The 23,832-nt window shown below is 65.9% G+C and carries 23 protein-coding genes and 6 tRNA genes; 21 read left to right on the top strand and 8 right to left on the bottom strand.

The window, feature by feature from the left end; genetic code table 11:
• Positions 1-11: 11 nt before the first annotated feature.
• The 17 genes from fliF (at position 12) to flgJ (ending at position 13,711) form a co-directional block, all read left to right on the top strand.
• Positions 12-1,685, top strand: a complete 1,674-nt coding sequence (gene fliF, locus VA599_RS14325; RefSeq protein ID WP_346789166.1) for a flagellar basal-body MS-ring/collar protein FliF — start codon at positions 12-14, stop codon at positions 1,683-1,685.
• Positions 1,669-2,727, top strand: a complete 1,059-nt coding sequence (locus tag VA599_RS14320; RefSeq protein ID WP_021477814.1) for a flagellar motor switch protein FliG — start codon at positions 1,669-1,671, stop codon at positions 2,725-2,727. The genes fliF and VA599_RS14320 overlap by 17 nt, the downstream gene beginning before the upstream one ends.
• On the top strand, positions 2,724-3,395 hold the full coding sequence (gene fliH, locus VA599_RS14315; protein WP_104947570.1) for a flagellar assembly protein FliH: 672 nt from the start codon (positions 2,724-2,726) through the stop codon (positions 3,393-3,395). Before VA599_RS14320 ends, fliH begins: the two co-directional genes overlap by 4 nt.
• Positions 3,396-3,398: 3 nt before the next feature.
• Positions 3,399-4,712, top strand: coding sequence for a flagellar protein export ATPase FliI (fliI, locus tag VA599_RS14310; RefSeq protein WP_346789163.1), 1,314 nt, complete (start codon positions 3,399-3,401; stop codon positions 4,710-4,712).
• Positions 4,709-5,140 carry a flagellar export protein FliJ gene (gene fliJ / locus VA599_RS14305; RefSeq protein ID WP_104947568.1) on the top strand — a complete coding sequence of 144 codons (432 nt, stop codon included), beginning with the start codon at positions 4,709-4,711 and terminating at the stop codon, positions 5,138-5,140. Before fliI ends, fliJ begins: the two co-directional genes overlap by 4 nt.
• A gap of 85 nt (positions 5,141-5,225) precedes the next feature.
• Positions 5,226-6,578 (top strand): flagellar filament capping protein FliD, encoded by a 1,353-nt coding sequence (gene fliD, locus VA599_RS14300; protein WP_346789162.1) that lies wholly within the window; start codon positions 5,226-5,228, stop codon positions 6,576-6,578.
• Between the two features lie 25 nt (positions 6,579-6,603).
• The gene (gene fliS, locus VA599_RS14295; RefSeq protein ID WP_021475134.1) at positions 6,604-6,996 is read left to right on the top strand and encodes a flagellar export chaperone FliS; all 393 of its coding nucleotides are present in this window, start codon (positions 6,604-6,606) and stop codon (positions 6,994-6,996) included.
• Positions 6,983-7,270 carry a hypothetical protein gene (locus VA599_RS14290; RefSeq protein WP_021475133.1) on the top strand — a complete coding sequence of 96 codons (288 nt, stop codon included), beginning with the start codon at positions 6,983-6,985 and terminating at the stop codon, positions 7,268-7,270. Before fliS ends, VA599_RS14290 begins: the two co-directional genes overlap by 14 nt.
• Entirely contained in the window at positions 7,267-8,274 is a 1,008-nt protein-coding gene (locus tag VA599_RS14285; protein ID WP_346789159.1) for a flagellar hook-length control protein FliK, read from the top strand. The genes VA599_RS14290 and VA599_RS14285 overlap by 4 nt, the downstream gene beginning before the upstream one ends.
• Positions 8,275-8,295: 21 nt before the next feature.
• Positions 8,296-8,730 (top strand): flagellar basal body-associated FliL family protein, encoded by a 435-nt coding sequence (locus tag VA599_RS14280; protein WP_346789157.1) that lies wholly within the window; start codon positions 8,296-8,298, stop codon positions 8,728-8,730.
• A gap of 5 nt (positions 8,731-8,735) precedes the next feature.
• On the top strand, positions 8,736-9,431 hold the full coding sequence (locus tag VA599_RS14275; protein ID WP_021475130.1) for a FliA/WhiG family RNA polymerase sigma factor: 696 nt from the start codon (positions 8,736-8,738) through the stop codon (positions 9,429-9,431).
• Between the two features lie 16 nt (positions 9,432-9,447).
• Positions 9,448-10,314 (top strand): flagellar motor stator protein MotA, encoded by an 867-nt coding sequence (gene motA, locus VA599_RS14270; RefSeq protein ID WP_021475129.1) that lies wholly within the window; start codon positions 9,448-9,450, stop codon positions 10,312-10,314.
• 3 nt (positions 10,315-10,317) lie between these two features.
• On the top strand, positions 10,318-11,304 hold the full coding sequence (locus tag VA599_RS14265; RefSeq protein ID WP_021475128.1) for a flagellar motor protein MotB: 987 nt from the start codon (positions 10,318-10,320) through the stop codon (positions 11,302-11,304).
• 222 nt (positions 11,305-11,526) lie between these two features.
• Positions 11,527-12,213 (top strand): Crp/Fnr family transcriptional regulator, encoded by a 687-nt coding sequence (locus VA599_RS14260; RefSeq protein WP_021475127.1) that lies wholly within the window; start codon positions 11,527-11,529, stop codon positions 12,211-12,213.
• Positions 12,214-12,253: 40 nt separating this feature from the next.
• On the top strand, positions 12,254-12,595 hold the full coding sequence (gene flgM / locus VA599_RS14255) for a flagellar biosynthesis anti-sigma factor FlgM (protein WP_081665738.1): 342 nt from the start codon (positions 12,254-12,256) through the stop codon (positions 12,593-12,595).
• The gene (locus tag VA599_RS14250) at positions 12,595-13,020 is read left to right on the top strand and encodes a flagellar protein FlgN (protein WP_031295349.1); all 426 of its coding nucleotides are present in this window, start codon (positions 12,595-12,597) and stop codon (positions 13,018-13,020) included. Before flgM ends, VA599_RS14250 begins: the two co-directional genes overlap by 1 nt.
• Entirely contained in the window at positions 13,001-13,711 is a 711-nt protein-coding gene (flgJ, locus tag VA599_RS14245; RefSeq protein ID WP_346789153.1) for a flagellar assembly peptidoglycan hydrolase FlgJ, read from the top strand. Before VA599_RS14250 ends, flgJ begins: the two co-directional genes overlap by 20 nt.
• Before the next feature lie 106 nt (positions 13,712-13,817).
• Here flgJ and VA599_RS14240 read toward each other — a convergent pair.
• The 5 genes from VA599_RS14240 to VA599_RS14220 all read right to left on the bottom strand — a co-directional run bounded on the left by VA599_RS14240 (position 13,818) and on the right by VA599_RS14220 (position 14,241).
• Positions 13,818-13,893 (bottom strand) — tRNA-Ala (locus VA599_RS14240).
• Between the two features lie 7 nt (positions 13,894-13,900).
• Positions 13,901-13,976: transfer RNA gene (locus tag VA599_RS14235), tRNA-Glu, on the bottom strand.
• Between the two features lie 19 nt (positions 13,977-13,995).
• Positions 13,996-14,071: transfer RNA gene (locus tag VA599_RS14230), tRNA-Ala, on the bottom strand.
• Between the two features lie 10 nt (positions 14,072-14,081).
• Positions 14,082-14,157 (bottom strand) — tRNA-Glu (locus VA599_RS14225).
• A gap of 8 nt (positions 14,158-14,165) precedes the next feature.
• Positions 14,166-14,241 (bottom strand) — tRNA-Ala (locus tag VA599_RS14220).
• Positions 14,242-14,543: 302 nt separating this feature from the next.
• On the opposite strand from VA599_RS14220, the gene VA599_RS14215 reads away from it, so the two are divergent.
• The 3 genes from VA599_RS14215 to VA599_RS14205 are packed head-to-tail and all read left to right on the top strand — an operon-like array spanning position 14,544 to position 16,767.
• Entirely contained in the window at positions 14,544-15,308 is a 765-nt protein-coding gene (locus VA599_RS14215) for an amino acid ABC transporter substrate-binding protein (RefSeq protein WP_021475123.1), read from the top strand.
• A gap of 14 nt (positions 15,309-15,322) precedes the next feature.
• Positions 15,323-16,003 (top strand): amino acid ABC transporter permease, encoded by a 681-nt coding sequence (locus tag VA599_RS14210; RefSeq protein ID WP_104947562.1) that lies wholly within the window; start codon positions 15,323-15,325, stop codon positions 16,001-16,003.
• Positions 16,000-16,767, top strand: a complete 768-nt coding sequence (locus tag VA599_RS14205; protein WP_346789151.1) for an amino acid ABC transporter ATP-binding protein — start codon at positions 16,000-16,002, stop codon at positions 16,765-16,767. The genes VA599_RS14210 and VA599_RS14205 overlap by 4 nt, the downstream gene beginning before the upstream one ends.
• A gap of 16 nt (positions 16,768-16,783) precedes the next feature.
• Here VA599_RS14205 and VA599_RS14200 read toward each other — a convergent pair whose 3' ends face one another.
• The 3 genes from VA599_RS14200 to VA599_RS14190 all read right to left on the bottom strand — a co-directional run bounded on the left by VA599_RS14200 (position 16,784) and on the right by VA599_RS14190 (position 22,760).
• Positions 16,784-17,713, bottom strand: a complete 930-nt coding sequence (locus tag VA599_RS14200; RefSeq protein ID WP_346789150.1) for a diguanylate cyclase domain-containing protein — start codon at positions 17,711-17,713, stop codon at positions 16,784-16,786.
• A 1-nt stretch (position 17,714) separates the two neighbouring features.
• On the bottom strand, positions 17,715-22,541 hold the full coding sequence (locus VA599_RS14195) for a CHASE domain-containing hybrid sensor histidine kinase/response regulator (RefSeq protein WP_346789148.1): 4,827 nt from the start codon (positions 22,539-22,541) through the stop codon (positions 17,715-17,717).
• 143 nt (positions 22,542-22,684) lie between these two features.
• Positions 22,685-22,760: transfer RNA gene (locus VA599_RS14190), tRNA-Ala, on the bottom strand.
• 204 nt (positions 22,761-22,964) lie between these two features.
• Here VA599_RS14190 and hpnC point away from each other — a divergent pair.
• Positions 22,965-23,777, top strand: a complete 813-nt coding sequence (gene hpnC, locus VA599_RS14185) for a squalene synthase HpnC (RefSeq protein ID WP_346789146.1) — start codon at positions 22,965-22,967, stop codon at positions 23,775-23,777.
• Positions 23,778-23,832: the final 55 nt, after the last annotated feature.

The raw sequence follows: 23,832 nt of genomic DNA, 5'->3' as shown, positions 1-23,832 counted from the left end.
GGGAGCCGACTGTGGTCAAACAATTGCGCAGCGGCCTGGCCGCGGTTCAACAAAGAATGGCGGGCCGCCAACTGGTGCCCGCCAACGCCTGGCGCTACCTGCTGCCCATCGTGCTGTTGGCCATCGGCCTGAGCGTGGTGGCCACGCTGTGGCTGTGGCGCGACGATTCCAGCTACCGCCCGGTGTTCGGCGCCCAGGAAAAGGTGAGCGGCGCCGACATGATGGCGGTGCTGGACGCTGAAAAGATTCCTTATCGCGTCCATCCGCAGACCGGCCAGGTGCTGGTGCCGGACGGCGATCTAGCCCGCGCCCGCATGCAGCTGGCCGCCAAAGGCGTGGTCGCCCAGTTGCCGGCCGGCCTGGAGCTGTTGGACAAGAACGATCCGCTGGGCGTCAGCCAGTTCGTGCAGGACGTGCGCTTCCGCCGCGGCCTGGAGGGCGAGCTGGTGCAGAGCATCCAGGCGCTCGATCCGGTGCGTTCGGCGCGGGTGCACCTGTCGCTGCCGCGCAGCACGTCCTTCGTCACCGCCGGCGGCGAGAAGGGCTCCGCCTCGGTGGTGGTGACGCTGAAGCCGGGCCAGCAGTTGTCCAGCGAGCAGACCGCCGCCGTGGTCAAGCTGGTGGCCGGCAGCGTGGCCTCGCTCGATCCGTCCCAGGTGACGCTGGTCGATCAGGCCGGCAATCTGCTGTCCGCCCACGTGGACCTGAGCGACGGCGGCATCGCCGGCAACAACAGCGAGGCGTCGCGCCGCTTCCGCGAGGAGGCGCTGCAGAACGTGCGCGACCTGCTGACGCCGGCGCTGGGCGCCGACAACTACAAGGTCAGCGTCACCGCCGATGTCGACAACGACCGCGTCGAGGAAACCCGCGAGAAATACGGCGAGTCGCCCAAGGTCACCAACGAGGCTTCCCGCGAGGAGACCAGCACCGAGCGGATGGCGCTGGGCGTGCCGGGCTCGCTTAGCAACCGCCCGGTCAACACCGACTCCTCGTCTCCGGCCGCCGACAAGGCCGGCAACAGCAAAAACGCCGTCACCCGCCAGTACGCGTATGACCGCAACATCACCAACATCAAGCGCGCGCGCGGCACGCTGCGCCGCCTCAGCGTGGCGGTGGCGCTGAACCAGGCCGCCGCCCCGGGCGGCAAGGGCTGGCAGCCGGCTGAGCTGGCCAATATCGACAAGCTGCTGCGCAACGGCCTGGGCATCAACACAGACCGCGGCGACGTGTTGGCGGTGTCCACGCTGCGCTTCGCGCGGCCGGTACAGGCGGAGCCGTTCTGGGAGCAGCCGGAAATCTGGTTCGAGGGCGCGCGCTGGGCGGTCTACGGCGTGGCGCTGCTGCTGGCCTACCTGTTGCTGGCGCGGCCGCTGCTCAAACTGGCCCGCCAACTGGCCGAGCGCAAGCTGAACGATTACACGCCGGACGAGCTGGACGTGACGCCGGACGATCCGTTGCTGGACAACCGTTCGCTGCGCGAAACCGCGACCCAGCGCCAGGCGGCGCTGTCGGCCGCGCCAGGTGACAGCCCGGTGGTGCCGCTGCTGGAAAATTACGACCTGCCGCCCGCCGGCTCGCCGGTGGACGTGATGGTGGAACACCTGAAGGGCCTGGCTGCCAAGGAGCCGGAGCGCGTCGCCGAAGTGGTCAAGCAATGGGTGCAGAATAATGGACGCAAACAATAATCCGGCGCCGGAATCCCCGGCCTACATTCCTCCTTCTCCTCCCGCCGGCAACGGCCAGATGAGCGCCATCGAGCAGGCCGCCGTGCTGCTGTTGTGCATGGGCGAGGAGCCCGCCGCCGCTGTGTTGCGCTGCCTGAGCCGCGAAGAGCTGCTGCAAGTGACGCAGGCGATGTCCGGCATGAGCGGCATCAAGGTGGACGCGGTGAGGACGACGATGCAGCGCTTCTTCGACGAATACCGCGAGCAGAGCGGCGTGCACGGCGCCAGCCGCAGCTTCCTCAAGCGTTCGCTGGAGCTGGCGCTGGGCGGCGACATCGCCGGCAGCGTGCTGGACACCATCTACGGCGACGCGATCCGTCCCAAGATGGCGCGGCTGCAATGGGTGTCGCCGCAGTGGCTGGCTGACCGCATCGCCGCCGAGCACGTGCGCATGCAGGCCGTCTTTCTCGCCTTCCTGCCGCCGGCGCTGGCCGGCCAGGTGGTGGAGGCGCTGCCGGAGGCCAGCCGCGACGGCGTGCTGGTCAATGTCGCCCGCCTGACGGATGTGGACCGCGAACTGCTGAACGAGCTGGACGAACTGGTCAACCGCTGCCTGGAAAGCCTGCACACCCAGAGCACCGCGGTGGAGGGCATGCAGCAGACCGCCGACATCATCAACCGCCTGCCGGGCGACCGCAGCAGGATGATGGAGCTGCTGCGCGCGCACGATCCGGAGATCGTCGACGAGATCGAGGTGAGGATGTACGACTTCTTCATCCTGTCGCGCCAGACCGAGGAAGTGTTGATGCGCATCTGCGAGGATATTCCGCTGGAACAGTGGGCGATCGCGCTGAAGGGCGCCGAGCCCGCGGTGCGCGACGCCATCATCCAGACCATGCCGCGCCGCCAGGCGCAGAACTTCGAAGCCACCATGCGACGCTCCGGGCCGGTGCCCAAGAGCCGCGTCGAGGAGGCGCGCCGCGACATCATGGCCCAGGTCAAGCAACTGGCGGACGCCGGCGAGATCGACCTGCAGCTGTTCCCTGAGGAAGTGGTCGAGTGAAGCACTGGCGACCTTTCCGATTTCCGCCGCTGATAGACGGCGCGCCGCTGGCGCCTGACGCCGCGGCCGAAGTGCAGGCCTCGGCCGCGGACGGCTTCCGCCAGGGCATGGATGCCGGCTACCGCGAAGGCTTCGACAGCGGCGAGGCCGCCGGCCGCGACGCCGGCTACCAGGCGGGCCTGGAGCAGGGCCGCGCCGAAGGCGTCGCCGCCGCGCGCGCCGAGACGCTGGCCGGGCTGGAGACCCTGGGCGCGCCGCTGGCGGCGGCCATCGAACAACTGAGCAAGCTGTGCCGCGACTACCAGGCCGCGCAGCGCGATGAAGTGGTGGACCTGGTGGCCAAGGTGGCCCGCCAGGTGATCCGCTGCGAGCTGGCGCTGAAGCCGGTGCAGATCCTCGACCTGGTGGAAGAGACGCTGGCGGCGCTGCCGCAGGGCGCGCATGCCCAGGGCGAAGTGGAAGTGCTGCTCAATCCGGAAGAGTGCCAGCGCATCCGCGAACTGGCGCCGGAGCGCGCCGCGCAATGGAAGCTGAGCGCCGATCCGTCGCTGGCGCCGGGCGAATGCCGGGTGCGCGGCGCCGAGTTCGAGGCCGACGCCGGCTGCCAGCAGCGGCTGGAGCATTGCGTGGACAGTCTGCGCGAACAACTGCAAGCGGAAGAGGGCTAAGCGATGCTGCGCCAGGCCCTCAGCCAGCTCTCCGTGCCGGACGCGCCGGTCGCCACCGTCAGCGGCAAGCTGGTGGGCGTCAACGGCCTGCTGCTGGAAAGCGTGGGCTGCCCGCTGCAGACCGGGCAGCGCTGCCTGGTGGAAACCGCCGGCGGCGGCTGGCTGCAGGCGCAGGTGGTGGGTTTCCGCCGCGAGGTGTCCTTCCTGATGCCGTTCAAAAAGCCGGTCGGCCTCGCCACCGGCGCGCGGGTGCTGCCCGCGCCGGACAACGGCGGGCTGATGATAGGCGACGGCTGGCTCGGCCGCATCGTCAACGGCCTGGGCGAGCCGCTGGACGACAGGGGCCGCCTGGGCGGCGACGCGCCGTTGGCCGCGCACCCGCCCCAAGTCAATCCCTTGAGGAAAAAGCCGGTCGACAGGCCGCTGGATGTCGGGGTGCGCGCGATCAACGGCCTGCTGACCATGGGCCGGGGCCAGCGCGTCGGGCTGTTCGCCGGCTCCGGCGTCGGCAAGAGCGTGCTGCTGGGCATGATCACCCGTCACACCGAGGCCGAGGTCGTCGTCGTCGGCCTGATCGGCGAGCGCGGCCGCGAAGTGCGCGAGTTCGTCGAGCACGCCTTGGGGCCGGAAGGGCTGGCCAAGGCGGTGCTGGTGGTGGCGCCGGCCGATGAGTCGCCGCTGATGCGGCTGAAGGCCACCGAGCTGTGCCACACCATCGCCGCCCATTACCGCGACCGCGGCCGCAACGTGCTGCTGCTGGTGGATTCCCTGACCCGCTATGCGATGGCGCAGCGCGAAGTGGCGCTGGCGCTGGGCGAGCCGCCGGCCACCCGCGGCTATCCGCCGTCGGTGTTCGGCCTGCTGCCTAGCCTGGCCGAAAGCGCCGGCAACGGCGAGGGCGGCGAGGGCAGCATGAGCGCCATCTACACGGTGCTGGCCGAGGGCGACGACCAGCAAGACCCGGTGGTGGACACCGCCCGGGCCATTCTGGACGGCCACATCGTATTGAGCCGGGAGCTGGCCGAGCGCGGCCACTATCCGGCGATAGACATTTCCCGTTCGGTCAGCCGCTGCATGAGCCAGCTGATCGACGGCGCGCACGCCGGCGCTGCGCGCGACGTCCGCGGCGCCTGGAGCCGTTACCAGGAGGTGCGCGGCCTGCTGCCGCTGGGCGCTTACGTGCCGGGCGCCGATCCGGCCACCGACCGCGCGCTGCGATTGCAGCCGCGCATCGAGGCGTTGCTGTGCCAGGGCGCCGGCGAGGCAGCGCCCTATGACGACACCCTCAGGCAATTGCAGGAGCTCGCCGGCGCATGAACCAGCCGATACGACAACTGGACCTGCTGCTCAGGCTGCGCGAACGCGACGGCGAGCGGCTGGAGACCGAGCTGGCCGCCAAGCGGCGGCTGCAGGAGCGCTACCGGCGCAATATCGAGCGCCTGGACCAGCTCAGCGCGGCCAGCGGCCCGAGCGCGGCGGCCGGGCATCCGGCGCTGGCGCTCAACTGCGCCGGCTACAAGAGCCATCTGCTGGGGCTGCGCCAGTCGCAGCAGCAGGACTTGCAACTGGCGCAGGCCGACGCCGAAGTCAGCCGCTCGCGTCTGCAGGACGCGCGCCGGCGGGAAGAGCAGGTCAAGCTGCTGCGAGAGGAAAAGCTGCTGGAATGGCGGATCGAGCAAGGGCGGGCGGAGCAGAAGCGCACCGACGAGACCGCCGGCCAGGCCTGGCTGAGAGGGCGCGGCTAGTGGTGAATATTCACGTCGTTTCAGTCCGCGCCGGCGATGGTCGCCCTGTATCGGTACATACCGTTAGCGGACGAAAGGAATACTGATGGCGATCGACTTCAACGCGGTGCCGCCCTCCACTTGGGCGGAAAACCTGGCGCGCAAGCAACTGGGCAAGCAGCAGGCCCAGCTGGATACCCAGACCAAGGACGCCAAGGCGCGCACCGACGCGCTGGGCCAGTTGCAGAAGGCCCTTCAGGATTACAAGACCAGCCTGACCACGCTGACCGGCAAGAAGAGCCTGGTGGCGATGAATGCCAGCGCCACGCCGGACGGCATGGCAACCGTCACCGCCAAGGGCAATGCCCAAGCCGGCAACTACAGCGTGTTCGTCGAGCAATTGGCCAGCTCCCAGCAATTGCTGATGGGCGATCTGGCCGGCGCCACCGCCCAGGCCGGCGACAAGTTCACCGTCAAGCTGGCGGGCGGCGAAAGCTTCGAGGTGGCGCTGGACGGCGCCGACCGCGACAAGGACGGCAAGCTGTCGCCCAGCGAGCTGGCGCTGGCGATCAACCGCGCCAGCGGCAACGCCGGCAAGGTCAACGCCATGGTGCTGAACAACAACGGCGCCAGCCAACTGGTGCTGTCCGCTGGCAAGAGCGGCGAAAAGAACACCATCTCCCTGGATCTGGCCGGCGTGAGCGACAGCGCCCTGAAGAACGGACTGTCGGCGCCCAAGGAGCTGAGCAAGGCGCAGGACGCCATCGTCTGGCTGGGCGGCAAGGTCGGCGGCGTCAAGCTGCAGCAAGGCTCCAACACCTTCGACAACATCGAGGGCGTCAGCTTCACCGTGAACAAGCTGAGCAAGGACACCGATCCGCCGCTGCAGATTTCCATCAGCCGCGGCGACAGCGACACCACGGCCAACGTCCAGTCCTTCGTCGATTCGTACAACAAGATCTACAAGGCGATTGCCGATCTGTCCCAGCCAGGCAGCAACGGCAAGCCGGGCGCGGCCTTCGCCGACGACTCCAGCATCCGCGTATTGAAAAGCCAGCTCAACGCCATCCTGCGCCAGTCATTCGACGGCGTCACGTTGGGCCAGATGGGCATCAAGGCCAGCCGCGACGGCACCCTGGCGCTGGACAGCAAAAAGCTGGGCGACACGCTGAAGGCCAGCCCGGACGCGCTGGACCGCTTCTTCAACGGCGCCGGCCAGAACGGCGCGCTGAAGCAGAGCGCCGATTATCTGGACAAGTGGCTGAACGGCAGCAACGGTCTGCTCAAGCAGCGCCGCGACAGCGAAGACCGCGGCCAAAAGGATCTGACCCGGCGGCAAGACGCGCTGCAAAAGACTTTCGAGCAGACCTACAACCGCTATCTGGCGCAATTCACCAAATTGCAGAGCATGCAGGATCAGATGACCCAGACCATGGGCATGTTCAACTCCAACTTCTGAATCTAAAGAAAGCAGGATCGAAATCGTGGATTACGACGCCTATCGCAGCTACCACGCGGTCAATCTGGAAGCCCAGACCGGCGCCGCCAGCCAGGTGGAACTGGTGTTGGTGCTGTTCGACGGCCTTCTTGAGGAAATCGCCCGCGCCCGCGGCCATTTGCAGCAGCAGCGCTTCGAGCAGAAGGGCGAGAGCATCAGCAAGTGCATCAACATCCTCAACGGCTTGTCCAGCTCGCTGGATTTCGAAACCGGCGGCGAGGTGGTGACCAATCTGGCGAGGTTGTACGACTACTGCGCCCATCGCCTTTACCAGGCCAGCGTCGAGCTCGACGCCGTGGCGCTGGACGAGGCGGAGAAGCTGCTGGTCACGCTCAAGGGCGGCTGGATAGGCGTGCGGGACCAGCATGCCGCAGCCTGAGGTCGAGCGCTGGTGCCAGGCCATCGCCGACGCGGCGGAGCGGCGGGATTGGGACGCGTTGACGGCCATGGACGCGCGGCTGCGCCGGTTGTTGACCGAGCCTGGCCACAGCCTGGACGCGGACGACAGGGCGGCCTTGTCGGCCGCCTACCGCGCCGCGCTGGCCGCGAGCGGCGCCGAGCTGGACGCGTTGAGCGCGAAGATGGCAGAGGCGGGACAACAGCGCGAAGGCCGCCTGGCCTACGCGCAATTCAGTGAATGGGAACAAGCATGAGCAGAGTGGCACCGCCGCAATCCGCGCCCGTTTCCCCCGCCCAGGCGGGGAATGGCGACGCGGCCGTCAGCCAGGCGATGGACGACCTGTCGTGGATGGACGCCGATCCGGCGGCAGGCTTCGCCGACGCGATGTCTGACGCCGGCGCGCGGCAGTCGCCGGCCATGGAGGAGTCGGCGCAAGAGCCGGCTTCCTTGGCGGATGCTGTTCGCCAAAGCCTGCCGGCCATGCCGGCGGCTGTCGATCAGAATGCCGCGGTTGGCGACGGCGAGGATGAGAGGACGCGCAAGCCGGTGGATCTGGCCGCGCTGAGTCCGGCGTTGCAGCCGCAAACCTGGCAGGCGCTGATGCCGCGCCAGGCGGCGCCTACGGCGGATGCCGAAGCGCCGGCGGACACGGGCAAGGTTGCCGCGCCCGTTGTGGATGCCGCGCCGGCGTCTCCAAAGCCGGCCGACAAGGCGCCGCAGATTCAAGCGGCGGATCTGGCCATGCCGCGGGAAGCCGCGCCGCGTATGGACAACATCGCCGCGGCCTTGCCGCCGGCTCATCCGGCCGATGCCGCCAAACCAGCGGAAAGCTTCAGCCTGGCCTTGCCGCCGGCGCAGCCGGAGAGCTGGAGCGGCAAGCTGCAGGCTGCGCTGGGCGAGCGTGTGCAGCTCATGCCCAGCCAGAACATGGATCGCGCGACGCTGCGGCTGGATCCGCCGTCGCTGGGCACGCTGGAAATCTCGCTGCGTCACCAGGCCGGCGCGCTGGTCGTGGAGCTGACCGCCTCGCACGGCGAAGTGGTGCGCCAGCTGCAGGGCATAGGCGACGCCCTGCGCCAGGATCTGGGCAGCCGCCAGTACACGCAGGTGGCGGTGGAGGTGCGCGAAGGCATGCCGTCCGGGCAGGGCCAGGGCGGCCGCCAGGGCCGGGAGCAGCAGGCCCAGCAGCAGCCGGGCCGGGCGCTGAGCGAACAGGGCTGGCAGACGGCCGGCTCGTTTCAATTGGATCAGGGCTGAGACAGCGAAGGATATCGATAGATGAATAGCAGGACCCTGATCGTGGCCGCCTTGGTGGCCGCAGGCGTAGCCGGCATCGGCGGCGGCGGGTGGTGGTACCAGCAGGCGGAGCATGCCGAACCCGCCAAACCGCAGCCGGTGGATTACCGCTTCGTCACCTTGGACAAGATCATCGTGATGCTGAAGAGCGAGTCGGGCGGCGACGCGCGCTATATGGCGGTGGACCTGGTGTTCCGCAGCACCGCGGAAAGCGAGGGGAAGGTGAAGGAGCAGCTGCCGCTGCTCAAGAGCGTGGCGGTGCGCGCGCTGTCGCAACTGACGCGCGAGCGCGCCAACGCCTTGAACATCGACGACTTCCAGAAGCTGCTGGACCGCTCCTACCGCGCCACCTTCGCGCGGGAGGCGCGCGGACAGCCGTTCACCGAGGTGATGGTCAGCAAGCTGATCATCGAGTAAGCGCGATGTACGCCGAGAGCTACGAGCAGCCGTCCCAAGCCGTCGACGAGGCCCGGCACCTGGCGACCTACGCGCCGCTGGTCAAGCGCGCCGCGCGCCAGCTCTCCAGCCAGGCCGGTGGTGTGTTCGATCGCGAGGACATGGAGCAGATCGGCCTGATGGCGCTGCTGGACTGCCTGCGCCGCTATGGCGGCGAGCCGGACGAGCGCTTCGCCGGCTTCGCCATGCTGCGCATCCGCGGAGCCATCCTGGACGAATTGCGGCGGCTGGACTGGCGGCCGCGCGCGGTGCGGCAGGAAGCGCACCGGGTTCGCGACGGGCTGCGCGAATTGAGGCGCAAGCTTCGGCGCGAGCCGACCGAGGCGGAGGCGATGACTCTGCTGGGGCTGGACGCCGACGCCTACCGCGAGGCGCTGCTGGCTGAAAACGCCGAGGCGATGGCGAGCTTCGACGAACTGGTGGCTGGCGGAATGGAGCTGGCGGCGGAAGGCTCGCCGGAAGCCAGGCTGGAGCGGCAAAGCGAGCTGGCGCGCGCGCTGACCGCGCTCAACGAGCGCGAGCAGCAGGTGATCCAGCTGTATTACGAGTTCGAACTGAGTCTCAAGGAGATCGCGGCGGTGCTGGAGCTGACCGAGGCCCGCATCTGCCAGATCAACAAGAGCGCCCTGAAAAAGATGCAGGCCTGCCTGATGGCGGCCTGAAGCAAGGAAACACCCCATGCAGCAATTGTTTGGCATTCTGATCGTGCTGGTTTGCGTATTCGGCGGCTTCATGCTGCACGGCGGCGTGCTGTCCATCATCTGGCAGCCGACCGAGCTGTTGATCATCTGCGGCGCGGCGCTGGGCGCGGTGGTGCTGGGCAACCCGCCGCACGTGCTGAAGGAGATGGGCGGCCAGATCAAGCGCGTGGTGGTGCGCAAGAAGCAGGGCGCGGAGTTCCAGCGCCAGCAGCTGTTGCTGATGTACGAATTGCTGATCACCGCCAGCCGCGGCCTGAAGGCGCTGGACCAGCACGTGGAAGCGCCGCGTCAGAGCCCGCTGTTCAACCGCTACCCCATGGTGCTGGAAAACCGCAAGCTGCTGGCCTTCATCGTCGACAACTTCCGGCTGATGGCGATGGGCAAGATCAATGCCCATGAGCTGGAGGGCGTGCTGGACCAGGAATTGGACGCCATCCATGAACAACTGATCCAGCCGTCCAAGTCGCTGCACAAGATCGCCGAGGCGATGCCGGGCTTCGGCATCCTGGCCGCGGTGCTGGGCATCGTGATGGCGATGAACACCGTCGCCCAGGGCGCCAGCGCCGGCGAGATCGCCGCCAGCGTGGCCGCCGCCATGGTCGGCACCTTCATCGGCATTTTCTTCTGCTACGGCGTGCTGGACCCGCTGTCCAACGTGATGCACCAGCTGGTCAAGGAAGAATTGTCCAATTTCGAATCGGTGAAAGTGGTGCTGACCACCCACGTGTCCGGCAAGCCGCCGCTGCTGGCGATCGACGCCGGCCGCCGCCTGGTGCAGCTGAACACCAAGCCCAGTTTCTCGCAGCTGGAGTCGTGGATCAATGCGATGGAAGGGCTGGGTTAAGCGATGGCCGGCCTGAAGAACAAGGGCGATCACGAAGGCGCGGTGATCAAGAAAGTGTCCCGCCGCAATGCGGAAGAGGGGCACGGCGGCGCCTGGAAAGTGGCGTTCGCCGACTTCGTGCTGGCGCTGATGTGCCTGTTCCTGGTGCTGTGGGTGCTGGCCGCGCGCGATCAGGAAAACCTGCAGCAATTGCTGACGACTTCCGGCGGCAGTCCGCTGCTGCAGGGCAACGGCCGGCAGATAGACCACATGGGCAACCCGCCCGGCACGCTGATTCCGCGCGATCCGATTCCGGGCCAGACCGGCAGCCAGGTGGCCAGCAAGTCGGCGGTGCGGGACAGCGACAAGCGCGCCAGCGAGCAGCCCGAGCTGCCGCGCCGCAGCTACGACAGCGAGGCCGATCTGCGCAAGCTGGCCGCCCAGCTGTCCGAAATGAGCCAGAAGGCTGGCCTGTCCAGCAATCTTCAGACGGTGATCACGCCCTACGGCCTGCGCGTGACGCTGCACGACACGGATCAGCAAGGCATGTTCGAGCGCGGCAGCGCCATCGTCGACCCTCGCTTCCGAGGCCTGCTGCAGCAGATCGGCGCCATGCTGGGCGAGATCGACAACCGCTTGCTGGTGGTCGGCCACACCGATGCCGCGCAATACCACCGGGCCGGCGCCTTCGGCGCGATGTCCAACTGGTCGCTGTCCAGCAACCGCGCGATGGCCGCGCGCCTGCACATGATGCAGGGCGGCCTGGCCGGCGATTCGGTGCTGCAGGTGGTGGGCATGGCGGAGCGGGCGCCGCTGGACAAGCAGCATCCGCTGGCGGCGTTGAATCGCCGGATCGAGCTCTTGGTGCTGACCTCGGGGCAGGCTCAGGCGGTGGTATCGATGTTCGGCGCGGCGGCGGAGGCGAAGGGCGCGCCGCCAGGTGTTGCGTTAGCGCTACCAAATGCCGATGAATTAAAAAAATTAAGGTCAAATACCATCGGTATGCAGTAATTTACTGTTAAAATTTGTTAAGCACAGAAAAAATCTTGTTTCAAGAAATTTTTTCTGTGCTTTTTTCACATAAATTTTAATCAAATTATTTACAATTTCCCCACCGTTGATAACAATGTCACCTGTATGAGTCATATCTCATACAGTAAACAATAAATAATGACTCCTGCATTTTCGTTTTGGTTGACGAGTTTGCCTGGTAGTCGGGGACGTGTTACCGAGATGAATCAAGAACAAGTTAGGCAGATGTTGCGGCAGACGCCGCTGTTTGGTCATTTGGAAGACGAGGCGTTGGACCATGTCGTGGAATGTTCCGAGACGGTGCGTCTGGCGAAGGGCGATTCTCTTTACGAGGAGGGAGATGAATCCGATTCCGTAGGGCTGCTGCTGGATGGATGCATGCAGGTTTACGTATCCGAATCGAGCGGCAAGAAGTATGTGCTGCAGATGGTCATGCCGGGCCAGTTGCTGGGCATGGAGTCGTTTGTCGACTGCGGCGAGCGCGGCAACAATGTGGTGGCGGACGAGGACAGCGTGTTGCTGCGGTTTACGCGGGAAACGCTCAGGCAGGTGTTCGACAGCGAGGATGGCTTGCCCGATTGCGACCGGGTTCGCTGCAGCATCATGCGCTACCTGGTTTCTCTGGTGCGCCACATGACCACGTTGGCGCGCAACCTGGCCTTGCTGGATGTCTACGGCCGGGTGCGCATCCTGATCAATCAGATGTTGATCGAACAGGACGGCGTGCTGATATTGCGCAAGCAATTGACCCAGCAGGAAATCGCCGATCAGATCGGCTCCTCCCGCGAGATGGTGGCGCGTATCCTTAAGGAATTGGTCTACGGCCATTACATTCGTCTGGAGAACAGGCGCATTGTGGTGCTGAAGATGTTGCCGGAGAATTTTTAATCCGGCGGAGAGGCCGCGCGACACCGAGTCGCGCGGTTTTTTGTTTTCAAGGTTTAAGTTTGGCGGCCGCGGGTCGCCCTGTATTGGTATCACACCCATACAGTTGCTAGGCAGACAGATGCAGATATCCTCTCTTTCCACCTGGCGCGGCGAAAAAGCCGCGGCGGGCAAGTCTGAAACCGCGTCGGCGACCGACGCGGCTCCTCGCGCGATTTCGTCGGTTGCAAGCGCCGAGGCGCCGCTGGCTGCCTCCCTGCAAGCGATGCCCGAGATCGACCAGTCCAAGGTGGAGGCGGTGCGCGCCGCGCTGGCCAGGGGCGAAGTTCGTTTCGATGCTCAGCGCCTGGCGGGCTTGATCGAGCAGTACCACGGCGGCCGCTGATGGATAGAAAACAGCTCTATCGTCGATTATTCGCCACCGTGGGCGAGGATCTCGCCGACTATCCGCGGCTGAACGCCTTGCTGGAGCTGCAGTTCCGCGCCGCGCTGGCGCATGACGCGGCGGAGCTGGATCGGTGCGCCGGCGAAATCGCCGCACTGTGCGACAAGCTGGAGCGCAGCCGCCGCGAGCGTCTGGAATTGGTGGCGTCGCTGCTGCCGCCGCGGGCAGAGCGGTCGATGGCCGAAGTGCTGAAGGTTTTGCCGCAAGCCATGCGTGAGCAGGGCGACGCGCATTGGCGGCGTTTGCGCGCGCTGATCGCGGATTGCCGCGAACGCAATCTGCGCAATGGCCAGCTGCTGCAGGAGCGCAGGCAGCTGTTGCAGCGCGTGCTGGAGGGCGAGAGCGATGTTTACGCAGCGCAGTGAGTCTTGGCAGGCGGCCGGCGCGGCCGTTTCGTCGGACGCGGTGGCCCTGTCGCTGAGCCTGCCGTCGGAGGGCGCGGGTTTTTCCGAGCAGTTCGCCGGCGTGCGCGCCGAGGTGGAGCGTTTCATCGCTGCTGGCGAGTCGAGCTCGGCTCAACAGTTGTCGCCGGAAGCGTGGCGCGTTCAGCAGCAACTGCGCGCCGGCGCGGCCGATTTTTCCGCGGTGCCGCGGGATCGGCAGGGTTTTGTCGAGGAAATGCTGCCGCACGCGCAGGCGGCCGCGGCGCGTCTGGGCGTGACGCCGGATCTGGTGCTCGCTCACGCGGCGCTGGAGTCGGGCTGGGGGCGCAAGCCGCTGACGCGCAGCGACGGCGGCAACAGCCATAACCTGTTCGGCATCAAGGCCGACGCGCGTTGGGGCGGAGAGGTGGTGACGGCGCTGACCACGGAGTTCATTCACGGCCAGAAGCAGAGCAGGGTGGAGCCGTTCCGCGCCTATCCCGATTATCGCGCGGCGTTCGACGATTACGCCGATCTTTTGGCATCGAATCCGCGCTATCGCGCGGCGCTGGGCGTCGGCGGCGACGCGAAGGCTTTCGCCGAGGCTTTGGCGCGCGGCGGCTATGCGACCGATCCCGATTATGCCGGTAAGCTGGCGGGTCTGGCGGGGCAGTTCCGCAAGAGCATCCGTTGAATCCTGAGGGAAAGAGATTGGCGCCAAGGGTGCCAATTTTCATTTATGCAGCTTTTTGGAAAATAAAAAGGAAAAAGCCGAAATCGTAAGATTTCGGCTTTTTAACTGGTGGAGATAAGCGGGATCGAACCGCTGACCTCTTGCATGCCATGCAAGCGCTCTCCCAGCTGAGCTATACCCCCAGTATGCTGGCGTCCCCACGGGGATTCGAACCCCGGTCGCCGCCGTGAAAGGGCAGTGTCCTAGGCCTCTAGACGATGGGGACGTAATACCTAATTGTAATTTGGTGGAGATAAGCGGGATCGAACCGCTGACCTCTTGCATGCCATGCAAGCGCTCTCCCAGCTGAGCTATACCCCCAGTAATGCTTTGGCGTCCCCACGGGGATTCGAACCCCGGTCGCCGCCGTGAAAGGGCAGTGTCCTAGGCCTCTAGACGATAGGGACTAAATTTTTGGTGGAGGTAAGCGGGATCGAACCGCTGACCTCTTGCATGCCATGCAAGCGCTCTCCCAACTGAGCTATACCCCCACATATCCGCCGATTTCGCTTTCGCGGGACCGTATCGGTCTCGACAGGAGGCGAACTATACATGCAGCAAATTCCCCATGCAAGCGGTTTGTGAAAATATTTTGAAAAAAAGCATAATTTATCTATTTTGATTAGCATGGCTGTTGCTGGGTACGCTAAGGCGAGGCTGATGGCGAATCAATATGCATTTTAAGAATAACAAAGTAAAATAATATTACTTAGTGTTCTAATTTTCGACTGCTATGGTGTCGCCATGCCCGGCCGAATCCAGGCTGGAGGAACGATATTCTGGAGAATGGACAATGAAGAAACTGAACGCAGCTTTCGCCCTGATCCTCGCCGCGGCAGGCTCCGCGGCCCATGCCGACGATCTGGCCGACATCCGCAAGGCCGGCGTGCTGAAGATCGGCACCGAAGGCACTTACGCGCCCTTCACCTATCATGACGCCGCGGGCGGCCTGACCGGCTTCGATGTGGAGATCGGCCAGGCGATCGCCGCCAAGCTGGGCGTCAAGCCGCAATTCGTCGAAGGCAAGTGGGATGGCCTAATCGCCGGCCTGGACGTCAAGCGCTACGACGTGGTGATCAACGAAGTGGCGATCACCGACGCGCGCAAGGTCAAATACGACTTCTCCGTTCCCTACATCGTCTCCAAGGCGGTGCTGATCGTTCGCGACGACAACCGCGACATCAAGCGTTTCGAAGACTTGAAGGGCCGCAAGTCGGCCAATACCCTGACCAGCAACTTCGGCAAGCTGGCGCAACGCTACGGCGCCGAGATCGTGCCGACCCAGGGCTTCAACGAATCGGTCGCGCTGCTGGAGTCCGGCCGGGTGGAGACCACCATCAATGACAGCCTGTCCTTCCTGGATTTCAAGAAGAAACAGCCCAAGTCCCGTCTGAAGGTGGCCGCCACCGAGGCGAACGGCGACGCGTCCGGCGTGCTGCTGCGCAAGGGAAATCCGGAGCTGAAGGCCGCCATCGACAAGGCGCTGGCCTCGATCAAGTCTGACGGCACCTATCAAAAGATTTCCCACAAGTATTTCGGCGCCGACGTGTCGCGCTGAGCTGAGGAGCGGCAATGCCCCCGTGGTTGCAGTTGATGGCGGATTCGCTGCCGTCCCTTTTGTACGCCGGCCTGGTGTTCACCGTGCCGCTGACGTTGCTGTCCTTCGCCGGCGGCCTGGCGCTGGGTCTGGCGGTGGCCTTGATCCGGCTGTTCGGGCCGCGCCCGCTGGTTTTGCTGGTGCGAGGCTATTCCTGGCTGGTGCGCGGCACGCCGCTGTTGGTGCAGCTGTTCGTGATCTTCTACGGCCTGCCGCGCATCGGCATCGTGTTTGATCCGTTTCCGGCGGCGCTGCTCGGCTTTGTGCTCAGTGTCGGCGCCTACACCTCGGAAGTGATACGCGCGGCGATCTCGTCGGTGCCGAAGGCGCAGTGGGAGGCGGCGTACTCGCTGGGCATGAGCTGGTCGCAGGCGATGCGCCGCACCATTCTGCCGCAGGCGGGCAGGGTGGCGGTGCCGCCGCTGGCCAACTCTTTCATCTCATTGGTGAAGGACACCTCTCTGGCGGCTGTGCTGACGGTGCCGGAGATGTTCCAGGCGGCGCAGCGCATCGCGGCCACCACTTACGAGCCGCTGCTGCTGTATCTGGAGACCGCGCTGATCTACCTGTTGTTGAGCACCGTATTGACCTGGCTGCAGGAGCGGTTGGAAAAACGTTTTGACCGGCATGTGGCGCCGGTAGGGGCCGCGTCATGATCAAGCTGAGCCGTATCGTCAAATCCTTCGGCGGCCAAACCGTGCTGCATGATGTCGGCCTGGAGCTGGCCGAGGGCGGCGTCACCGCGCTGATCGGCCCATCCGGCAGCGGCAAGAGCACGCTGTTGCGCTGCGCGAACCTGCTGGAGACGCCGGATGCCGGCGAGCTGCAACTGGCCGGCGAGACCTTGCGTTTCGAGCCTGGCCGGAAGTTGTCCCGCGACGCCATCCTGCGCGTGCGCCGCGTCACCGGCATGGTGTTCCAGAGCTTTCAGCTGTTTCCGCATCAGACCGTGCTGCAGAACGTGATGGAAGGGTTGTTGACCGTTCAGCGCTGGTCACGGGACAAGGCGGAGGCGCGGGCGCGCGAGTTGCTGGACAAGGTGGGCATGGCGCACAAAGCCGACGCCTGGCCGTCCACGCTGTCCGGCGGCCAGCAGCAGCGAGTGGCGATCGCCCGCGCGCTGGCGCCGTCGCCGCAACTGCTGTTGTGCGACGAGCCGACCTCGGCGCTGGATCCTGAATTGGCGGCCGAGGTGGTGGCGGTGTTGCGCCAGCTGGCCGCCGATGGCGTCACCATGCTGATGGCGACGCATGATCTGCGTCTGGCTTCCAGCGTCGCCCGTGATGTGGTGTTTCTGGAGAACGGCCGCGTGGTCGAGGCGGGCCCGGCCGCGCAGATTTTCGGCGCGCCGCGCGAAGCCCGCACGGCGGAATATGTGTCCACGCTGACCGCCGGGGCGAGGGATCTGGTGCAGATCTGATCCGCCGGCTGTCGGCTCAGCCGGCGCTGACGCGCGCGCGGCCTTCGTGCTTGGCTTGGTAGAGCTGGTGGTCCGCGCGCTCAACCAGCGTTTGCGGCGCCGTCGAGCCGTTTGGGATCATGGAGGCGACGCCGATGCTGGCGGTCACTGTCGGCTCCGCGTCGGAGGCTTCATGTGGGATGCCCAGCGCCCTGATCGCCTGCAGGATTTCGTCGGCCAGGCTGGATGCGCCTTCGAGGTCGGTTTCCGGCAGCAGGCAGGCGAACTCCTCGCCGCCGTAGCGCGCCGCCAGGTCCCTGGGCCTGCGCAGCGACAAGCGTATCGCCTGGGCGACCCGGCGCAGGCAGTCGTCTCCGGCCTGGTGGCCGTAACGGTCGTTGAAGCGCTTGAAATGGTCGACATCCAGCATCAGCAGGGAGACGGGCTGCTGCTGCCGGGCGCATTGCAGCCAGTCGGATTGCAGCGCTTCGTCGAACTTGCGGCGGTTGGCCACGCCGGTCAGACCGTCCTGCAGCGCGATCGAGCTGAGCAGGTCGGCCTGGAATTTCAGCGCCAGATGGGTGCGCACCCGGGCGCGCAATATGGTGTGGTTGACTGGTTTGATGATGTAGTCGACGCCGCCCAACTCGAATCCCCGCGCTTCGTCGGCCTCTTCGCGCTGCGCCGACACGAAAATGATGGGCACCGCCCGGGTGAGCGGGTTGTCTTTCAGCCGGCGGCATGCTTCGAAGCCGTCGATGCCGGGCATCATCAGATCCATCAGGATCAAATCCGGCATCAGCGCCTGGCATTGCGCGATGGCTTGTTCGCCGTCCTGCGCCATGAAAATCTCGTATTCGTTCTTGAATAGCTCCCGAATCAGCAAGATGTTGGAGGTCTGGTCATCAACCACCAGGATGCGCGGCCGCTCGGCGCCGGGCAGCTTGTCCATCAGCGGAAGATCCATGTCAGGGCTCGCTCTCTATCAGGGTTTTGACGATCTGGACGGCATGGGAGAACTGCAGCTTGCCAACGTGCTCCGCCAGATTTTCCACTTGCCGCCGGGTGTGTTCGCTGGCTAGCGGCAGCAGCGCCATCGCCTGGTCGATGGCGGCGAGATTGCCGTTTTCCAGCAGCGGCAATATTGCCTCCAGCCGCGATTTCCATTCTTCCGGCGCGAGGGATGGGGGCGGCGCTGCCGGCTCGTCGACGGTCAGGGGCGGCAGCCGGCTGTGCAGTTTTTCCACACTGTCTTGCGCCAGTTTCCGCAATGCCGATTCTGCGCGGCGCCAGGCTTGGGCATCCAGCTCGGGGTCCTTTGCCGGCTGGGCTGACTGTTCCAGTTCGCCGGCATAACGAGCCAGCGCCGAAGCGCCGACGGTGGCTGCGATGCCTTTCAGCGAATGCAGGGTCATCGCCAGTTGCGCCATATCGCCATCCTCCAGCTGACGCGACAGATCGGTTGTCAGCCGGGAGACTGCCGGGCTGAATCGGCGCAGCGCCTTGTGCATGGCTTCGACTTGTTGGCCGAAGCGCTGCAACACCCACTCTTCAGGCTCGATGTCGCCGACTGGAGCGGCTTGCGGCGGTGGAGGAGGCTCGGCATCCGGCGAGCGGCCGGACAGCGCCAGCAGGCGAGGTGCCAACTGGTTGATGTCGATCGGCTTGCCGATGTGGTCGTTCATGCCGGCGGCTAGGCAGTCGGCGCGGTCCGCGCTGGTCGCGTTGGCGGTCATCGCCAGGATGGGGGTGTCGCAACCGCTGGCCCGGATGCGGCGGGTGGCCTCCAGCCCGTCAATGTCCGGCATCTGCATGTCCATGATCACCACGTCGTAGTCGGCGTCGGCGGCGGTGGCCAGCTCGACGCCGGAGAGGCCGCCTTCGGCCAGCTCTACCCTGGCGCCCTCGATGCTGAGCAGCTCGGAGGCGACCTGTCGGTTCAGCGCGTTGTCTTCCACCAGCAGCAGTCTCATGCCGGCCAGGCGCTGCCGGGAGGACGCGGGCGCGGGCGGGGCGCTCTCGCCGCGCAGGCAGCGGCGGATCGCATCCAGCAACTGCTGCGGCGTCACCGGCTTGGCGAGCAGATCGGCGAGGGGTGGATCGACGCCGTCGGGAAGGTCAGACAGCGCTTCCCGGCCGAAGGCGGTGACCATGATTATTCGAGGCGGTTCGGAGGAGGTTGCGCGTATCCGCGTCGCCGCCTCGATGCCATCCATGCCCGGCATCTTCCAGTCCATCAGCGCCACGTCGTAGCGGCGCCCAGCCTTGACCATCCGCACCGCTTCGTCGCCGCTGGAGGCGTAGTCGGCGCGCCAGCCCGCCGCCTCCAGCGTGCGGCTCAGCACTTCTCCCATCAGCGGATTGTCGTCAACGATCAGCACGCGCAGGTCGGCGGGCAGCTCCGAGTCGGTTTCCACCAGCGGCGCGGCGTCAGCGGTTTCCAGTTCGATCTCGAACCAGAAGCGGCTGCCGCGGCCGGGCTCGCTTTGCGCTTCCAGCCGGCCGTCCATCATGCGCACCAGCCTTTGGCTGATGGCGAGGCCCAGGCCGGTGCCGCCGAAGCGGCGCGCGGTCGAGGCCTCGGCCTGGGTGAAACCGTCGAAGATGCGGCCCAGCTGCTCCGCGTCGATGCCGATGCCGGTATCGCTGACGGAGAAGCGCAAGGCCGCGAGTTTTCCCCGGCGCTTGGTTTGGACGACGCTGACGACCACCTGGCCGCGCTCGGTGAACTTCATCGCGTTGCCGGCCAGATTGATCAGGATCTGCTGCAGCCGCAGCCGGTCGCCGGAGACTGCTGCCGGCAATGACGGATCAATCTCGAATACCGTTTCCACATCCTTGTCGCCGCGGTTGCCTGACAGGATGACGCCCAGGTCGCGCAGCAGTCCGTCCAGTTGGAAGGGGTGGCTGTCCAGCTGCAGCTTTCCGGCCTCTATCTTGGAGAAGTCCAGAATGTCGTTCAGCAGGCCAAGCAGCGATTTGGCGGCGGTTTGGGTTTTGGACACGTAGTCTCGCTGCCGCAAGTCGAGCGCGGTGTGCTGCATCAGCTGCAGCAGGCCCAGCACCGCGTTCAGCGGGGTGCGGATCTCGTGGCTCATATTGGCGAGGAAGCGGCTCTTGGCCTGGTTGGCTTGCTCGGCCAGCTGTTTGGCTTGCAGCAACTGCGCTTCCGAGCGGCGCCGCTCGGTGATGTCGGTGGCGATGCCGACATAGCCGATGATGTCGCCGCCGGCGGCGCGAATCGCGGTCACCGCCAGCGAGACGGACACATGGCTGCCGTCCTTGCGCACATAAGTCCATTCGCGGGTTTCCGCGCCGAATATTTCCGGCATGTGGACAAAGGCCCTGAAGCCGCCGATCTCCTCGCCGAACAGCGCGCTGAGCTCGCGGCCTCTGTCCATCACTTCGCTTTCCAGATGGAAGCGGGCCGGCGTGCAGCTGCCCACCATTTCCTGCTGCGCATAGCCCAGCATTCGTTCGGCGCCGGCGTTGAAAACGGTGATCAGGCCATCGTGGTCGGTGGCGATGATGGAGACCTCGGACGCCGCGCTCAGCACATTGCTCAGCAGCAGGCTCAGGCGATTGATCTCAGCGTCCACCAGCCGACGGCGGGTGGTGTCGATCCGCAGCGCGATCACTCTTTCTAGCGCGCCGTTGCCGTCAAGCAGCGGCGCGATCACGGTGTCGGACCAGCGCAGACTGCCGTCGCGCGCCTTGTTGCATATCTCTCCGTGCCAGGCGTCGCCGCGCCGCAGTGTCTGTTTCAGCTCACGCCAGAAGGGCCGGTCCTGAAGATCGCCGGTCAGCATGAGATGGTTGCGGCCGATCAGCTCGCCGCGCGCGTAGCCGTTCACTTCGCAGAAGCGTTCGTTCACTTCCAGGAAGCGGCCGGCGGCGTCGATTTCCGAGTACTGCAGCTGTTCGTTGATGATGCCCAGCAGCGCTTCGTTTTCGCGCAGCGCGGCGGCGAGCCGGGTGCGGCCGTCCACCAGCTCGGTGACGTCGTGCACCACCGAGTAGAAACCGCGGACTTCGCCGTTTTCCCTGTCGGGCAGATAGTGGACCAGCGTATGGCGCAACTCGCCGTCAGGACCTTCCAGCGTGCGTTCGAAGCTCTGGGGATGGCCTGCCAGCGCAGCCTCCACATAGGGTCGGCTGATCGCGAACGACTCCTCGCCCAGCAGTTCCGGCAGCCAGGTGCCCGGCAAGGTGTCCGGCTCCCGGTGGAACCAGGCGTGGTGGGCGTGGTTGGCCACCCGGTTGATCAGCTCCTTGTCCCAGTAGCCTATCATCGACGGCACGCCGTCCAGTACGGTGCGCAGGTCGCGGCGCGCGGTTTCCAGCTGCCGGGTGCGCTCGGCCACCTGCGCTTCCAGGCTGGTGTTCAGCGCGTGCAGCTCCGCTTCCATTTCCTTTTGCCGGGTGATGTCGCGCACGGTTTTGGCGGCCCCGGTCACCTTGCCGTCGTCGCCGTAAATGGGGGCTACGGAAACCGCCACCTCTAGCTGGCTGCCGTCCTTGCGGCGGCGAGTGGTCTGGAAATGGGCGATGCGCTCGCCGCGGGCGATTCGGGCGAGGATGTCCTGTTCCTCGGCCTGCCTGTCCTCGGGCACGATCAGCCGCAGCAGCGATTGGCCCACGGCCTCGTCGGAGGCGTAGCCGAACATTTGCTGCGCCCCCTTGTTCCAGCTGATGACGACGCCGTCCAGCGTCTTGCCTATGATGGCGTCGATCGAACTCTCGACGATGGCGGCCAAGTCTTCGCGGGTGTCCTGCAGTTTGCGGCGAGATAGCGCGTTGCTGCGCCAGGCATAGGCCAGCGCCGCGCTGGCCAGGCTGGCCAGCAGGCCGGCCAGCGCGATCAGCCTGGGATTGAGGAGCCGCAAGGCTTCCGCGAAGACGGGGCTGGCGTGGAAGTTCAGCCGCCATACCCGGCCGAACAGCGGGGCGCTTTGGGTGGCGGTCGCCACGGTGGCGCCGGCCGCATTGTCCGCGCTGCGGAAAAAGCGCGTCGGCCGCGCCGGGTTGCTGGCGTCGCTCAACTCTATCCAGCCATCCCGCGGTATTTGCTCCAGGCTGGCGAGCACTTCCGGCATGGCCAGCGGCGCATAGCTCCAGCCGCTGATTCGGCGGCGGCGCTCGTCGCGATCGGCCGGCACGACGATGCCGCGGTAGATCGGCAACAGCAGCAAGAAGCCCTGGCCGCGCAGCGGCGTCGCCTGCAGCAGTGTGATGGGTTCCGACAGTCTGGCCTGCCCGGTATCGGTCGCCTCTTGCGTCGCGGCGCGGCGCGCGGGGTCCGAGGCGATGTCCAGGCCGATGGCCGGGCCGTTGCCCGATATCGGTTCGATGAACTGGATGATTTCGTGCTCGCCGCGGTAGGGGCGGAATTGGCGTAGTTTGAAATCTGGGCTTCCGCTTGCTCGCATGGCGGCGATGAAGTGGGGCAGCTCGGCGTCCGCCACCCGGCGGATGATGCCGAAGCCGCGCGCGCCGGGGAATTCCCGTCCGGGTTCGCGGCTTTGGGCGTAGCGGTGGAACGTTTCGCGGTTCAGCCCGCCGTCGCCGGCGGCGATGAATGCGCCGCGGGCGCCGCGCAGTCCGTATTCGTAGCGCTGCAGGCGTTCGACGATGTCGTTGAGCGTGAGTTGAGCTTGCTGATTGGCCGCCTGCTGCAGCGTATCGGCGTTGCGCCACTCGATGTACTGGCAGGCGAGGGCGGTCAGCGACAGTCCCAGCAACAAGGTGGCCGCCGCCCAGCTGATGGCGGAGGAGGTGTAGCGCTTTCTCGTCATGGTGGAGTCGCCGCAACGATGGGAATGATGCCGGCAGGCTGGGCCGGGTTAATTTATGATAGTTGCGTCGGGAGAATTTGCAGCGAAGAGGGGAAATGAAAAAAGCCCGCATGAGCGGGCTTGTTTCATCGTGAAGCAGTTATTGGTGGAGATAAGCGGGATCGAACCGCTGACCTCTTGCATGCCATGCAAGCGCTCTCCCAGCTGAGCTATACCCCCGTTGGTCCGTCGCTGCGTTCACAGTGCTGAGCATTCTATGCGTGTCTTTTTGGCTTGTAAATACCTTGCCGTGCAAAAAGTGAAAATTGCCGCGATGGCGCTGTCGGCATGGCTCAGGACATGCGGGCATGGCATTGTCAGCGGGCAGGACGCTGCGAGGGGGCGTCGGGTATAATCGGCGGCCCGGATACGCAGGAGGGCGCGATGTCGGTCGGCCACTACGAGAATTTCCCGGTGGGTTCGCTGTTGCTGCCGCGCAAGATGCGGCGCGCGGTCCACGCCATCTACCATTTCGCCCGCTATGCGGACGACGTGGCCGACGAGGGCGATGCCGGTCCAGCCGAGCGCCTTGCTGAACTGGACCGCCTGGAGGCCGATCTGGACCGCATCGCGGCGGGCGAGCCTCCCCGGATCGAACTGATGGCGCCGCTGGCGGCGGCCATCGCCGCGCATGCCTTGCCATTGCAGCCGTTTCGCGATTTGTTGTCCGCCTTCCGCCAGGATGTGGCCAAGACCCGCTACCAGAGCTTCGCGGAGCTGGTCGACTACTGCCGCCGCTCCGCCAACCCGGTCGGCCGGCTGATGCTGGCGCTGTATGGCGAGTCCGACGCGCGCAGCCTGGCGCAGTCCGACGGCATCTGCACCGCCTTGCAACTGATCAACTTCTGGCAGGATGCGGCGGTGGACTGGGGCAAGGGCAGGGTTTACCTGCCGCAGGAGGATCTGGCGCGTTTCGGCATCGACGAGGCGCAGATCGCCGCCGGCCGCTTGGACGCCAAGTGGCGGGCATTGATGCTGTACCAGACGGAGCGGACTCGCAAGATGCTGCAGGCCGGCGCGCCGCTGGGCAGAACGCTGCGCGGCAGGCTGGGGCTGGAGTTGAGGCTGATCGTGATGGGCGGCGACCGCATTCTGCACAAGCTGCACGCGTCCGGCGGCGACGTGTTCGGGCAGCGTCCCAAACTGGGCGTTGGCGATTGGATATATATGATGTGGCGGGCGTGCCGGGCCAAGTGAGCCTGCGCCGCGCCATGGATGGAATGCATCCGGTCCCAAGACGGGCCGGCGACAG

The organism is Chromobacterium indicum (assembly GCF_039708975.1).
GTDB classification, from domain to species: domain Bacteria; phylum Pseudomonadota; class Gammaproteobacteria; order Burkholderiales; family Chromobacteriaceae; genus Chromobacterium; species Chromobacterium piscinae.
This window is presented reverse-complemented; position numbering and strand designations above follow the sequence as displayed.